General features: G+C 68.6%; 13 protein-coding genes. 9 read left to right on the plus strand and 4 right to left on the minus strand.

Annotated elements, in window-relative coordinates; genetic code table 11:
* Nucleotides 1-362 precede the first annotated feature (362 nt).
* Nucleotides 363-1,313 carry a LysR substrate-binding domain-containing protein gene (locus tag CFB46_RS21710; RefSeq protein ID WP_027782265.1) on the minus strand — a complete coding sequence of 317 codons (951 nt, stop codon included), beginning with the start codon at nt 1,311-1,313 and terminating at the stop codon, nt 363-365.
* A 184-nt stretch (nt 1,314-1,497) separates the two neighbouring features.
* Between CFB46_RS21710 and CFB46_RS21715 the strand changes: the two genes are divergently transcribed.
* The 3 genes from CFB46_RS21715 (at nt 1,498) to CFB46_RS21725 (ending at nt 4,820) form a co-directional block, all read left to right on the plus strand.
* The gene (locus CFB46_RS21715; RefSeq protein WP_373558209.1) at nt 1,498-2,631 is read left to right on the plus strand and encodes a M20 aminoacylase family protein; all 1,134 of its coding nucleotides are present in this window, start codon (nt 1,498-1,500) and stop codon (nt 2,629-2,631) included.
* Nucleotides 2,632-2,706: 75 nt separating this feature from the next.
* Nucleotides 2,707-3,489: an ABC transporter substrate-binding protein gene (locus CFB46_RS21720; RefSeq protein WP_089501230.1), complete on the plus strand. Its 783-nt coding sequence runs from the start codon at nt 2,707-2,709 to the stop codon at nt 3,487-3,489.
* Between the two features lie 146 nt (nt 3,490-3,635).
* Complete coding sequence (locus CFB46_RS21725) at nt 3,636-4,820, plus strand: porin (protein WP_089501231.1); 1,185 nt, start codon at nt 3,636-3,638, stop codon at nt 4,818-4,820.
* Between the two features lie 111 nt (nt 4,821-4,931).
* On the opposite strand, the gene CFB46_RS21730 is transcribed toward CFB46_RS21725, so the two are convergent.
* On the minus strand, nt 4,932-5,951 hold the full coding sequence (locus CFB46_RS21730) for a zinc-dependent alcohol dehydrogenase family protein (protein ID WP_089501232.1): 1,020 nt from the start codon (nt 5,949-5,951) through the stop codon (nt 4,932-4,934).
* A gap of 128 nt (nt 5,952-6,079) precedes the next feature.
* On the opposite strand from CFB46_RS21730, the gene CFB46_RS21735 reads away from it, so the two are divergent.
* From CFB46_RS21735 to CFB46_RS21760, 6 genes are all read left to right on the plus strand, one after another.
* A complete protein-coding gene (locus CFB46_RS21735) occupies nt 6,080-7,054 on the plus strand; it encodes a LysR family transcriptional regulator (RefSeq protein ID WP_089501233.1) in 975 nt (324 codons plus the stop codon).
* A 305-nt stretch (nt 7,055-7,359) separates the two neighbouring features.
* Nucleotides 7,360-8,079 carry an SDR family oxidoreductase gene (locus CFB46_RS21740; RefSeq protein ID WP_027782270.1) on the plus strand — a complete coding sequence of 240 codons (720 nt, stop codon included), beginning with the start codon at nt 7,360-7,362 and terminating at the stop codon, nt 8,077-8,079.
* 148 nt (nt 8,080-8,227) lie between these two features.
* The gene (locus CFB46_RS21745) at nt 8,228-10,177 is read left to right on the plus strand and encodes an arylsulfatase (protein ID WP_089501234.1); all 1,950 of its coding nucleotides are present in this window, start codon (nt 8,228-8,230) and stop codon (nt 10,175-10,177) included.
* 17 nt (nt 10,178-10,194) lie between these two features.
* Complete coding sequence (locus CFB46_RS21750; RefSeq protein WP_089501235.1) at nt 10,195-11,244, plus strand: formylglycine-generating enzyme family protein; 1,050 nt, start codon at nt 10,195-10,197, stop codon at nt 11,242-11,244.
* Complete coding sequence (locus tag CFB46_RS21755; protein WP_089501236.1) at nt 11,241-12,053, plus strand: MetQ/NlpA family lipoprotein; 813 nt, start codon at nt 11,241-11,243, stop codon at nt 12,051-12,053. The genes CFB46_RS21750 and CFB46_RS21755 overlap by 4 nt, the downstream gene beginning before the upstream one ends.
* 148 nt (nt 12,054-12,201) lie before the next feature.
* Complete coding sequence (locus CFB46_RS21760; RefSeq protein WP_089502295.1) at nt 12,202-12,528, plus strand: antibiotic biosynthesis monooxygenase family protein; 327 nt, start codon at nt 12,202-12,204, stop codon at nt 12,526-12,528.
* Nucleotides 12,529-12,538: 10 nt separating this feature from the next.
* On the opposite strand, the gene CFB46_RS21765 is transcribed toward CFB46_RS21760, so the two are convergent.
* Complete coding sequence (locus tag CFB46_RS21765; RefSeq protein WP_089501237.1) at nt 12,539-13,417, minus strand: hypothetical protein; 879 nt, start codon at nt 13,415-13,417, stop codon at nt 12,539-12,541.
* 155 nt (nt 13,418-13,572) lie between these two features.
* Nucleotides 13,573-14,505: a LysR family transcriptional regulator gene (locus CFB46_RS21770; RefSeq protein ID WP_027782276.1), complete on the minus strand. Its 933-nt coding sequence runs from the start codon at nt 14,503-14,505 to the stop codon at nt 13,573-13,575.
* Nucleotides 14,506-14,516: the final 11 nt, after the last annotated feature.

The raw sequence follows: 14,516 nt of genomic DNA on the forward strand, positions 1-14,516 counted from the left end.
ACAGCTCAACTGAACCGTGGCGACCGTCGGGATATTGGTATTCCCGTTCGAAATACTCGGCATGGCGGAAATATGGCCCCGGGTGAAAGTTGGCGACGCACGAGAAGCTGACGCTCGTGTTATCGAGAATCGTCATCGAGACATCGGCTGCTTGCCAATGGAGCGACGTGTTCGTCCACGGCGCCCCCGACCGACGCCGTGCACGTTCCGTTCCCCGTGGTCGACGTGCATGAAATGCTCAGGCGCGTCTGCGCATGCGCCGGCGAGGTGGCCAGCAGCAGCGGAATCGACAGAAGCATGGGCAAGTAAATCTTTCGTGAATGTTTGGTCCGCCGCCGGACGCCACGCGCGACGCGGGCGCGTCAGATCAGCAGCGACACCGTCCTGAACAACGCGAGATCCTCCTTGCGCGCGGAGCGCGCGTGGCGGCGGATGACCTGCAGCAGGCAGTCGATGAAGCAGCGCGCGGCATCGCTCAGCGTGCTGCTGCGGCGCGTGACGATGCCGAGCTCGCGCGGCTCGAAGGTCTCCTTCAGCGACAGCGCGCGCATCCGCTCGCCGAACGGCGGCACGGCGGCGAGAATCGTCGGGCACCACGTGCACATGTCGGCCTGCTCGAGCATCGTCTGCAGCATCGCGACCGACTGCGCGCGCACGATGCGCCGCTCGTCGATCTGTGCGCCGTGGCGCGCGAACAGATAGTCGACGAGCGCCGCCTGGCCGTCCGCCGCGTAATTCAGCACCCAGTCGGTGTCGAGCAGATCGTGGATCGACCGCGCGCGTTCGAGCGGATGGCCGGCGCGCACCATCACCGAGGTCTCGTAACGCAGCATCGGCTCGAACGCGAATTCCTGCGCGCTGCCCGGCTGCACGTGCCCGAGCGCGAAATCCATGCTGCCGTCGCGCAGCAGCGGCTGCGCGACGGCGATCAGCGCCTCGTAGAGTTCGAGACGCACGTCGGGCATCCGTTCGCGAAAACGCAGCACCGTTTCCGCGAGGAACGTCATGGTGAGCCATGGCGTGACGCCGACGCTCAGCCGCCCCTCGACGCGCCCGCGCATCCGTTCGAGATCGCTCTGCGCGTGCTCCAGTTGCTTCAGCACGAGCTTCGCATGCGTGAGCAGCGTTTTCCCGTATTCGGTAAAACCGATACCCTCCGGCGCGCGCACGAGCAGCGGCAGGCGCTCGCTTGCCTCCAGCTCGCGCAACGCGCGCGTGACGGCCGCCTGCGACAGCCCGAGCGTGCGCGCCGCGCCCCGGATGCTGCCGGCCTCCGCGCTCGCGACGAGCGCCTGCAACTGATGCAGCTTCATGGTGCGATACCCGACAACGAAAGGTTGTCATCATAACGAAACCGCGGCTGTTCGCCGGGATTTTCGCTGCATACGATCCCGTCACGATCCGCCACCCGGCGATCGGCAACCGGAACGCAGCGAAGGAGTAGCGGGGTTGGATCAAACACGGATTTTTCCTGAAATAGCCGCCATCGAGGCCGAGATGATCGCGCTGCGCCGCCGGCTGCACGCGCATCCCGAACTCGGCTTCGAGGAGCGCGCGACCGGCGATCTCGTCGCCGAGTGCCTGACAACATGGGGTTATCGGGTGGAGCGCGGCCTCGGCGGCACCGGCGTGGTCGGCACGCTGGCGCGCGGCGCCGGCAAGCGGCTCGGGCTGCGCGCGGACATGGATGCGTTGCCGATCCGCGAGACGACCGGGCTGCCGCATGCGAGCCGGCACGACGGCGTGATGCACGCGTGCGGCCACGACGGCCACACGGCGATGCTGCTCGCCGCCGCGCGCTGCATCGCGGAGCGCGCGAATTTCACCGGCACGCTGAACCTGATTTTCCAGCCGGCGGAGGAAGGGCTCGGCGGCGCGAAGCGCATGCTCGACGACGGGCTGTTCACACGGTTCCCGTGCGACGCGGTGTTCGCGATGCACAACGTGCCGGGGCTGCCGGCCGGCGTGCTCGGCTTCTGCGACGGCCCGGCGATGGCGTCGGCCGACGAGGTGCGCGTGCGTGTGGCCGGCCGCGGCGGGCATGGCGCCGCGCCGCACACGACGGTCGATCCGGTGGTGGTTTGCGCATCGATCGTGATGGCGCTGCAGACGATCGTGTCGCGCAACGTGAATCCGCAGGAGCTGGCGATCGTCACGGCGGGCGCGATCCATGCGGGCACCGCGTCGAACGTGATTCCGCCGCACGCGGAACTCGAACTGAGCGTGCGTGCGCTGTCGCCGGACGTGCGCGCGCTGCTCGAGCGGCGCATCCGCGAGATCGTGCACGGGCAGGCCGCGAGTTATGGCGCGACGGCCGAGATCGACTACCGGCACAACTATCCGGTGCTCGTCAATCACGCGGCAGAAACGGCGTTCGCACGCGACGTCGCGCGTGAATGGGGCGGCGACGGCGCGCTGATTCCGCACCTGCGGCCGATCGCGGCGAGCGAGGATTTCGCGTTCATGCTGAACGCGTGCCCGGGCAGCTACCTGTCGATCGGCAACGGCGACGGCAATGGCGATGGCGCGACCGGATGCGGGCTGCACCACCCTGGCTACGACTTCAACGATGCATGCCTCGCGACGGGCGCGAGCTACTGGGTCGCGCTGGCGGAGCGATATCTGGCGTGACGCGGCGCACGCGCGGCGCGCCGGTGCCCGATGCGCCGGACGAATTCGATTCATGATTTACACAAGGAGACGGCAATGAAGCAGTGGATGGTGGCGCTCACGATAGCGCTGGCGGCAGGGGCGGCACATGCAGGCGACTGGGCGGGCAAGGAGATCCGGCTCGCGGTCGATCCGACCTACCCGCCGCTCGAGTACAAGCTGCCGGACGGCACGCTGACGGGGTTCGGGATCGACATCACGAATGCGCTGTGCGAGGAACTGAAGGCGCGCTGCGTGTGGGTCGAGTCGAGTTTCGACGGGATGATCCCGGGGCTGCTCGCGCGCAAGTTCGATGTGATCGCGTCGTCGATGACGATCACGCCGAAGCGGATGCAGCAGATCGCGTTCACGAACCGGATCTCGAACGCGCCAGCGCGGCTGATCGCGCGCAAGGGTTCGCCGCTGCTGCCGACGGCCGAATCGCTGAAGGGCAAGCGGGTCGGCGTCGAGCAGGGCTCCGCGCAGGCCGACTATGCGATCGCGAACTGGCAGCGGGCCGGCGTGCAGATCGTGTCTTACCAGAACCAGGACCAGGTCTACGCCGATCTCGTGACGGGGCGGCTCGACGCGGCGTTCCAGGCGTCGATCGCGGCCAGCGACGGTTTCCTGAAGAAGCCGCAGGGCAAGGACTTTGCATTCGCCGGTGGAGCGATCGACGACACGAAGTACTTCGGGCAGGGCGACGGGCTCGGTCTGCGCAAGCAGGACACCGACCTGCGCGACGCGTTCAATCGCGCGCTCGCGACGATTCTCGCGAACGGCACGTATCAGCGGATCAACCGGAAGTATTTCGACTTCGACATCTACGGCGCGAAGTGAGCGGCGCGGCGCGCTTTTGGGGCGCGCCGCACATGAGGGGACGGCGCGCGATCGACCGCGTCGGATGCACAGAATAACCGCCTGCACGGCGTGCGAATCGCTCGGGTAACCATGTGCAGGCCCGAAAAAATGAATAAGGATAACGAATGAACTGGAGAACTTTTTTCGTCGCGATTCCGGCGCTGTGCGCAGCGCCCGCGTTCGCACAGGGCAGCGTCACGCTTTACGGTCTGGTCGACGCGGGCATCGACTATACGAACAACGTCGGCGGCCACAGTGCGTGGCAGATGGCGAGCGGCTTCGCGCAGGGCAGCCGCTGGGGGCTGAAAGGCACCGAGGATCTCGGCGGCGGCTACAGTGCGCTGTTCCAGATCGAGAACGGCTTCAACGTAAACAGCGGCACGCTCGCGCAGGGCGGCCGCATGTTCGGGCGGCAGGCTTACGTCGGGCTCGGCAGCACGCGCTACGGCACGCTGACGCTCGGCCGGCAATACGATTCGGTGGTCGACTATCTCGCGCCGACGACCGCGAACGGGAGCTGGGGCGTCTATCCGTTCGCGCACCCGCTCGATAACGACAACACGGGCAACACGTTCCGCGTCAATAACACGGTCAAGTACGCGAGCCCCGATTTCTCGGGCTTCTCGTTCGGCGGCACCTACAGCTTCAGCAACGACACGGGCTTCGCGAACAACCGGGTGTGGAGCGTGGGCGCGCAGTACGAGCACGGCGGGCTGCTGGTCGGTGCTGCGTTCCTGAACGCGAACAACCCGGGCGCGACGTCCGGCGGCGCGGTCGCGGGTTCGGGCTCGGTCGGCGCCGACGCGAACTTCGCGTCGGCGCGGCTGCGAATCTTCGGCGCGGGTATCAACTACACGGCCGGGCCCGCGACGGTCGGCTTCGCGTACACGAACAGCAACGTCACGCGTCCGACCGCGAACGTCGGCTACCTGTTCGGCGACGAGACGATCGCGCCCGTGACGGGGCCGCTCGCCGGCGGCACGGTGACGGCGATCAAGTACCAGAACTTCGAGGTGAACGGCAAATACCAGTTCACGCCCGCGTTCTTCGTCGGCGCGCAGTACGTGTACACGACGGTGCGCTACGACGCGACGACGGGCAGCGCGAAGCCGAAGATCCATTCGATCGGGCTGATGGCCGACTACAACCTGTCGAAGCGGACGGACGTGTACCTGATGGGCGCGTATCAGCGGGTTGCCGGCGACGCGACGGGTTCATCGCTCGATCAGGCGCTCATCCCTGGTGCGGCGGACCTGTCTTCGACGTCGAAGCAACTGATGGTGCATGCGGGGATTCGTCACAAGTTTTAACGGAGGAGTGCGGTAAAGCGGGCGGCGACGGACGGCGGATGCTCGCCGTCCGTCGCCGCCGATGCGCGTGCGTGACCGTGCGTCGCGCCGCTTTCTCCCGCTTTCCCTCCGTCACGCCGCGACGCGAATCACGACCTTGCCGAAATGCTGGCCCGACTGCAGGTACGCATAGGCGTCCGGCACTTCGTCGAAGCCGAACACGCGGTCGACGACGGGCCGGATCCGCTTCGCGTCGACGAGACGGACGACGTCGTCGAGCATCGCGCGGCTGCCGACCATGATTCCGTGAAGCCGCCGGATGCCGCCGATCAGCGACAGCAGCCCGAGTTCGGGGCCGCCGAAGCTGCTGAGGCCGCCGATCACCGACACGATGCCGCCTAGCTTCGTCGCGGCGACCGAGCGCGGCAGCGTGTCGCGTCCGCCGACCTCGACGACGAGATCCGCGCCCGCGCCGTCGGTGAGCCGCAGCACTTCATGCTGCCATTCGGGCGTCGCGCGATAGTTGATCGTTGCATCCGCACCGAGTGCACGCGCGCGTTCGAGCTTCGCGTCGCTCGACGACGTGACGATCGTCCGCAGCCCCGCGGCGTGCGCGAGCTGCAGCGCGACGATCGATACGCCGCCGGTGCCGAGCAGCACGACGGTCGAGCCGGGGCTCAGGCCGCCGTCGGCGAACAGCGCATTCCATGCGGTGACGCCCGCGCACGACAGCGTCGCCGCCTCGTCGTAGTCGAGATGCGCGGGAATCGCGACCAGCGCGGTTTCGTCGGACACGAAGTGTTCGGCCAGCACGCCGTCGAATTGCGCGCCGGGCGAACCGGAGACTTTCGCCGGCGTGGGCGGCCCGTCGAGCCAGCGCGGGAAATACGTGTTGATGACGCGATCGCCGGGCTTGAAGCGCGTGACGTCGCGGCCGGTTTCGACGACTTCGCCCGCGCCGTCGGCCACGGGAATCAGCGGCGCGTCGCCGATGCCGAGATAATCGCCGCGCGCGAACATCAGGTCGCGATAGTTCAGCCCGGCCGAGTGGATCTTCACGACGACGTCGGTCGGTCCGACCGGCCGGCGGACGGCGTCGATGCGCCGGAGCCCGGCGACGCCGTCGCCCGGTTTCAGTTGCCATGCATGCATGTTCGACTCCTGGTTCGAAGGGGACCGGACTATCATAGTGTTGCGTATCGGGACGCATTGGCGAGAGTTTGGCCACGAACTGTTTCCATACGGGACACAAACTTGCGAACGAACCGGAGCGGAATCACATGGACGAGCGGCTGAGAGGCGTCGCGGAATTCGTCGAGGTCGTGGAGTCGGGCAGCTTCGCGGCGGCGGCGCTGCGGCTCGGCGTCACGCGTTCGGCGGTCGCGAAGGTCGTCGCGCGGCTCGAGCTTCGTCTCGGCGTGCGGCTGCTGCAGCGCACGACCCGCCAGCTCAACCTGACCGACGAAGGGAACATCTACTACGAGCAATGCCGGCGGTTGCTGGCCGACCTCGGCGAAACGGAGGCCGCGCTCGACGCGGGGCGGCGCGAGCCGTCCGGGCGGCTGCGCGTCAGCGTGCCCGTGCTGTTCGGGCGGCAATGCGTGGCGCCGGTCATGCGGCGTCTCGTCGAGCGTCATCCGCGACTCGAAATCGACGTGTCGTTCAGCGATCGCTTGGCCGACCTGATCGACGACGGCGTCGACATCGCGGTGCGCATCGGCGAGCTAGCCGACACGAGCGCGCTCGTCGGCCGGCGGCTGGGCGTGCAGCGCATGGGCATCTGCGCATCGCCCGCGTATCTCGAACGTCATGGCCGGCCGTCGGGGCTCGACGAACTCGCGTCGCACGTCGGCATCGCGTATTCGCGCGGCGGGCAGCCGGTGCCGTGGCGGATCATCGGCGCGGACGGCGAGGTGCACGATCACCGCGTGGCCGGGCGCCTGCGGTTCGACGACCTGCAGGCGATCGCGGAGGCCGCCGCCGCCGGCGCGGGCCTCGCATGGCTGCCGTGCTGGCTGATGGCGCCGTACCTGCGCGACGGCCGGCTCGCGCTCGTGATGGACAGCAACAGCGTATCGGGCGCGGAGGTGTTCGCGGTGCGGCCGAAGTCGCGGCACGTGCCGTCGAAGGTGCGCGTCGTCATCGATGCGCTGGTCGACGAGATTCCGCGGATGCTGGCGTCGGATGACACAGACGGGCGGGGTGCGCCGGATCGCGGCGAGCGCGATCCGCGCCCGTCGCGCAGGGTCGGTTGACGCAGCGTATGTCGCGTGGACGTAGCTGAGCCCGAAGCTCGGCATGTCGCAGCAGCCGATTCTCGTCGGGGCGCTCGCGCCGCTGCTCGTCGCGCTCGCGTGGCTGGCGGGCGAGGTGCTCGCATGGCGGATCGCGTTGCGTCGCGCGCTGCCGATTCTCGTCGGGGCGGCCCGCTCGCGCGCAGCGGATCACGGCGACCGTACGCGTTTTTTCCGCGTGACGCACAATCGTGCGGAACATGCATGCACCGCGCGGCAGCGCACGCATCGCGCCGTCTTCGATTCTTTCGCACGAGGCACGAATCATGTCATCTCGCACCTATCTCGTTACCGGCGCGTCGCGCGGAATCGGCTTCGCGGTCAGCTCGATGCTTGCGCGGCGCGGCCATCGCGTCATCGGCCTCGCGCGGCATGCGCAGGGCGTCGATTTCCCCGGGGAATTGCTCGCATGCGATCTCGCCGATATCGATCAGACGGCCGCGACGCTCGCGCGCATCGGTGCGTCGGCCGATATCGACGGCATCGTGAACAACGCCGGCATCGCGTTGCCGCAGCCGCTCGGGCAGATCGACTTCGGCTCGCTGCAGGCCGTGTTCGATCTGAACGTGCGGGCCGCGATCCAGGTCACGCAGCATTTCGCCGACGCGATGAAGGCGCGCGGTCATGGGCGCATCGTCAACATCTGCAGCCGTGCGATTTTCGGCAGCCTCGATCGCACCGCGTATTCGGCCGCGAAGAGCGCGCTCGTTGGCTGCACGCGCACGTGGGCACTCGAACTGGCCGAACATGGCGTGACCGTCAACGCGGTCGCGCCGGGGCCGATCGAGACGGAACTGTTCCGCCAGACACGGCCCGTCGGCAGCGAAGCCGAGCGCAAGGTGCTCGCGACGATCCCCGCGCGCCGGCTCGGCACGCCTGACGACGTGGCGGCCGCGATCGCGTTTTTCCTGTCCGACGAAGCCGGTTTCGTCACGGGGCAGGTGCTGGCCGTGGACGGCGGCGGCAGCCTCGGCGGGCGCGGCTGACGCATCGCGGCGCGGGGCGCGCGAAATGGCCCGTATTGAGCCTGCATCGCATATTCCCCCACCCCGTTAGCATGTGACGAATCCGACTTTGGGCGCCGCGCGCGCGACGCTAAGATCGCCGATCCCGTAGATCGAGCGTTCCACAACAATGAAAAAGCCCGCGTCGCCGTTGCATGCCTTCCGTTTCCGTGTCGTCTGCGCCGCGATCGCCGGTGCGCTGTCGCTCGCGTCGTGCGGCGGTGTCGACAGCGATCCGCCGCCGCAGGCCAGCGTGGCGCCGCCGGCAAAACGCCCGAACATCCTGTACATCATGGCCGACGATCTCGGCTATTCCGACATCCACGCATTCGGCGGCGAGATCGACACGCCGAACCTCGACGCGCTCGTCGCGTCGGGCCGCATCCTGTCGAACCATCACACGGGCGCCGTCTGCGCGATCACGCGCGCGATGCTGGTGTCCGGCACCGATCACCATCTCGTCGGCGAAGGCACGATGGGCGTGCCGACCGACGAGCGGCGCGGGCTGCCCGGCTACGAGGGCTACCTGAACGACCGCGCGCTGTCGTTCGCGCAACTGCTGAAGGACGCCGGCTATCACACGTACATCGCGGGCAAGTGGCACATCGGCTCGGGGATCGTCGGCAGTGCGACGGGCAGCGGGCAGACCCCCGACCAGTGGGGCTTCGAGCGCAGCTACGTGCTGCTCGGCGGCGCGGCGACGAACCACTTCGCGCACGAGCCGGCCGGCTCGTCGAACTACACGGAAGACGGCCGCTACGTGCAGCCTGGCCAGCCCGGGCAGCCGGGCGGCGCGGGCGGCAGCCCGGCCGTGTTCTATTCGACCGATTTCTATACGCAGAAGCTGATCTCGTACATCGATGCGAACAAGCAGGACGGCAAACCATTCTTCGCGTACGCGGCCTACACGTCGCCGCACTGGCCGCTGCAGGTGCCCGATCCGTGGCTGCACAAGTACGCGGGCGTGTACGACGCCGGCTACGATGCGATCCGCAACGCGCGGATCGCGCGGCAGAAGGCGCTCGGCCTGATTCCCGCCGATTTCAAACCGTTCGACGGGCTGCCGGAGACGACGGCCGCATCGCCCGCGACCGCAAACGACGGCACGGCCGGCGCGAAGTACGTCAACGCAGTGCATTCGGCCGCGGACGGCTACGGCGACTACGGCCCCGGCAAGGTCGACAAGCGGTGGGCGAGCCTGTCGCCGGCCGAGCGCCGGGCACAGGCGCGCTACATGGAAATCTACGCGGGGATGGTCGAGAACCTCGACTACAACATCGGCCTGCTGATCCAGCACCTGAAGGACATCGGCGAATACGACAACACGTTCATCATGTTCCAGTCGGACAACGGCGCGGAAGGCTGGCCGATCGATTCCGGCGCCGACCCGACCGCAACCGATACCGCGAACGCGCAGGAGCCGACCTATTCGGCGCTCGGCACCGACAACGGCAAGCAGAATGCGCAGCGCCTGCAGTACGGGCTGCGTTGGGCCGAAGTGAGCGCGGCGCCGTTCCGGCTCACGAAGGGCTATTCGGGCGAAGGCGGCGTATCGACGCCGACCATCGTGCACCTGCCGGGCCAGTCGCAGCCGTTGCCGACGCTGCGCGCGTTCACGCACGTGACCGACAACACGGCGACGTTCCTTGCGGTCGCGGGCGTCACGCCGCCGTCGCAGCCGGCGCCGCCGCTCGTCAACACGCTGACGGGCGTCGACCAGAACAAGGGCAAGGTCGTCTACAACAACCGCTACGTGTATCCGGTCACGGGCCAGTCGCTGCTGCCGGTGCTCACGGGCTCGGCGACGGGCGAGGTGCACACGACGCCGTTCGGCGACGAAGCGTATGGCCGCGCGTACCTGCGCAGCGCCGACGGCCGCTGGAAGGCGCTGTGGACCGAACCGCCGCTCGGGCCGCTCGACGGGCACTGGCAGCTGTACGACCTCGCGTCGGATCGCGGCGAGACGACCGACGTGTCCGCGCAGAACCCGTCGGTGATCGGCAAGCTCGTCGACCAGTGGAAGGCCTACATGAGCAACGTCGGCGGCGTCGAGCCGCTGCGTCCGCGCGGCTATTACTGAGCGCGGAGGGCGACACGATGCGGTTCCGTTTCTGGACGATCGGCGCGGCGCTGGCCGCCACGCTGTTCGCCGCCGCGTTCGCGGCGGGCTATGCGAGTCCGGCGGCGCCGGCTGGCGGCGCGTTCGACGACCTCAATCGCGGCCGAGCGCTCGCGCCGCTCGGTTCGGAGCGCCAGTGCGAACGCTATTCGGGGCTGCCGTCGAAGTGGCGCGACGATCCGAAGGCCGGAATGGTGCATCTGCGCGGCGGTGCGTTCGTGTTCGGCAGCACGCGCGGCTATGCGGACGAGCGCCCGGTCGGCGACGGTCGCACACGCGTCGGCGGCTTCTGGATCGACCAGACCGACGTGACGATCGCGCAGTTCGCCGCATTCGTGCAGGCTACTGGCTACGTGACCGAGGCCGAGCAGCAGGGAGGCGCCGCCGTGTTCCATGTGCCGACGCGCGACGAGATGAACGCGCGCGACCTCGCGTGGTGGTCGTGGGTGAAGGGCGCATCGTGGCGGCATCCGCGCGGGCCCGGCAGCGACGTGGCGGGGCTCGGCAATCTGCCGGTGACGCTCGTCACGCAGCGCGATGCACTCGCGTATGCGCACTGGCTCGGCCGCGACCTGCCGACCGAGGCCGAATGGGAATACGCGGGCAAGGCCGGCCGTGACGACGCATCGCTCGATGCGGCGCCGCGCGACGCGCAGGGCAAGCCGGCCGCGAATTACTGGCAGGGTGCGTTTCCGGTGCTCGACTCGGCCGAGGACGGCCACGCCGGGCTGGCGCCCGTCGGCTGCTATGCGGCGAACGGCTTTCGTCTTTACGACATGATCGGCAACGCATGGGAATGGACGAAGGACGCGTACACGGGCCCGCATCAATCCCACACGAACGGCGACACGGCGGCCGTCGCGCCGTCGACGCGCCCGCACGATACGCCGATGGTCATCAAGGGCGGCTCGTTCCTGTGCTCGCGCGATTACTGCGTGCGCTATCGTGCGTCGTCGCGCGAACGGCAGGAAGCCGATCTCGGTGCGTCGCATATCGGGTTTCGCACGATTCTGAGGGACGCGTCATGACGACCGCCATCGGACGATTCGTTGCAGCGTGGCTGCTGATTGCGTGCGCGTCGACGCAGCAGGGAGCGGCGCTGGCTGCCGAAACCGCGTTGCCGGCCGTGCGCGTCGGCGTCACGCGCGGCGTGCACGCGCAGATCCTCGACGAAGTGAAGCGGGTGGCCGCCGCGCGAGGGCTGGGCGTCGACGTCGTCGAATTCGACGATGCGTCGCGCATCGACACGGCGCTGGCCGACGGTCGGATCGATGCGGCCAGCTTCGAGGATGCGCAACAGCTTGCCGCGACCCGCGCCCGCAAGCGCGTCGCGCTGACCGAGGTCGCGCCGACCGTCACGCTGCCGATGGCGTTCTATTCGCGCAAGCTGAAGAACCTGAACGAACTGCAGCCCGGTGCGACGGTCGCGCTTCCGGCCGATCCGCGCGGGATGGCGCGCGCGCTCGTGCTGCTGCAGAACGACACGCTGGTGACGCTGCGCGACACGGCCGGCCTGCATGCGACGCTGCGCGACGTCACGGGCAACCGGCTCGGGCTGAAATTGGTCGCGCTGCGCCGCGACCGGCTTTACGCGGCGCTCGATACGGCCGCGTTCGTCGCGATCGACAGCGACGACGCGGCCCGCGCCGGGCTGCAGCCCGCGCGCGACGGCATCAGCCTGGAGGATGCCCGCTCGCCGTACGCGAACGTGCTCACGGTGCGCGACGCCGATCGCGCGAAGCCGTGGGTCGCGCGGCTCGTCGCCGCGTATCACTCGGACGACGTCGCGCGCTTCATCCTCACGCGCTATCAGGATTCGGTGCGGCGGCCGTGGTAGACACCTACCTGCTCGCGTGCAATGCGTGCGGCCGCTGTCGTTGCGCGAACTGTTCCGGCATCGACGCCGCTCCGCTCGCCGCCTGACGATCGCGGCACGCCGTGCGTGCCTTACACTTGCCGCTCTTTCAATCGTTCGGATGGAGCGCATGTACGCGTCGACCTTCATTTTTCGCGCCGGGCAGTACGACGACGAATTCCACCGGCTCGACCGGCAGATCGCCGACATGGCGCGTGCGACGCCCGGCTATCTCGGCGAGGAAACGTGGGAGAACGCGCAAGCCGGCTTGATCCAGAACGTCTACTACTGGGAATCCGAGGCGGCGCTGCGGCAGTTGATGCGGCATCCCGCGCATCTCGAAGCGAAGGCGAAGCAGGCGCGCTGGCTCGATGGATATCGCGTCGTGATTTCGCAGGTGCTTCGCGAGTATGGCGACGGCAAGCTGACGCCGCCGCATGCGGGGCCATCCGCGTAAGGGTTGCCGCTCAGGCAGCCGCCCCGGCTTCTCCCTGCGCGGCCGGCCTACTCGCCGCGCGCTCCCAGATCGGGAAGGTCGCGTGCTGGATCGACGTCTGCGCGTCGATGACCTTGCGGTGATCGATGCCGGGCAGGTCCAGCAGCCGGTCGACCGCCGCCTTCGCGCCGTGTGCATCCTGAGGGAACCCGCACGCGAACTGCTTGTTCGTATCGAACAGGACCCACCAGACATCCGACACGAACGGCCCGTGGTCGCTGGTTTCGATCAGGATCGCGCCGAGGTCGGACAGCGCGATGCCGCGCGTCGTCCCGGTCTGGTCGGTCGACGCGATGCGCGTATCGTTTGCCGTCACGGTCCAGCCGCTCTGCCGGCTAAACGGTCGGGCCGCTGCCGGTGCGGCATTCGGTCGGACCGGGCTGCCGGTGCCGGTCGGCACGGCCGCAGCCGCGGCATCGGCGGTGCGGCTCGGCGCACCGCCCTCGTGCGACCTGCGCCCAGCGATCCACGGCAGCGCGGCGGCGCCAGCCATCGCCGCAATCCATAAGTAGTACCCGGCCCCGAACGTGCGGATCGTTTCGTAGTTCGCGTCGGTCGGGATCGTATGCCACCCGAGCGCAAAGACCACGACCGCGGCGAGCAGCGCCGACACGGTACGGCTCGGCCTGAGCAGTGCGACGACGAGCAGCGGATTGCCGAGCCATGCGAATTGCAGGTCGAGGATCGCGAGCCCGCCGAGCGCGAGCACCGTGTAACCGTGCCACCAGCTCACCGCGCCGGCCGCATTCGGCGGTTCGGCCGCGACGGGCAGCAGCAGCGACGCGGCATACAGCGCGACGATCACGACGCGCGCGAGGTTCAGGCGGGGCGAAGCGGAGCGAATCTGCATGTTGCCTTCCTGTCGTGCACGGTCATGCGAGGCGACGAAGGCCGGACGGCCCGGCCTTCATTCGCGATGCGCGGCGCCGATCCGGCGACGCGCCGAACGCGATTGTGGGCGATTCGCGTCGCGATGTCGAACGCGCGTCGTCCACCGCTGCACAATCAAAGCGCTTCGACCAGCAACCGCGTGCTCTTCTCGCAATATTCGTGACATGCCGCGCGTGCCGCGATCGACGCCCCGTGCACGAACCGCGGCGCGTCGGCCCGCCGCGACATCGACACGACGATCGACGGCGGCGACGGCTGCAGCGGCAGTTCGACCACTTCGCCGCTCTCGATCAGCGCGTCGACGAACAGCACCGGAATCGCGGCGACACCGAAGCCGTCGCGCACCAGTTGCACGATCACCGAGATCGACGGCGACCCGGTGATGCGCGTCTCCGACAGCGGCACGCCGTGCGCATGCGCAAGCGTGCGGACGATGTCTTCCAGCGCACGATGGGGTGCGGTCCCGCGCCCGTAGGTGAGGATCGGCTGGCGCAGCACCTGCCGCGCGAGGCCCGTGCGCGTGTTCGGCAGCAGCCCCGCGCGCGCGATCCAGCGCACCGGGTAGTTCGCGAGCGCGTCGCACACGACCGACGCCTCGTCGCTGCCTTCCACGCGGATGATCAGGTCGAGCTCGCCGGCCATCAGCCTGCGTTGCAGCACGACGCTGACATCGACGGTCAGATCGATCTCGAGCTGCGGATAGTCGGCCGCGAGCCGCCGCATATAGTGCGGCAGCCAGCTGTGCACGACCGTCTCGATCACGCCGAGCCGCAGCTTGCCGCGTAGCGCGCGCTCGCCGGACGCGGCGGCCTGCAGCTCCTGCGTCGCCTCGACCACGGCTTTCGCGTAGCCGAGCAGGTATTCGCCGTTCGGCGTGAGCCGGAACGCGCGGCTGTCGCGATCGACGAGTACCGTGTGCAGTTCGTCCTCGAGCGCCTTCAGGCGCTGCGAGATCGCGGCCGGCGTCGCATGCAGCGCAGCCGCGGTCGTGCGGAAGTTGCGCAGCTTGGCGAGCGTGACGAAGGTTTCGAGAAAACGGGTATTCATGGCGGTCGGGC

This window comes from Burkholderia sp. HI2761 (assembly GCF_002223355.1).
Taxonomy (GTDB): Bacteria; Pseudomonadota; Gammaproteobacteria; order Burkholderiales; family Burkholderiaceae; genus Burkholderia.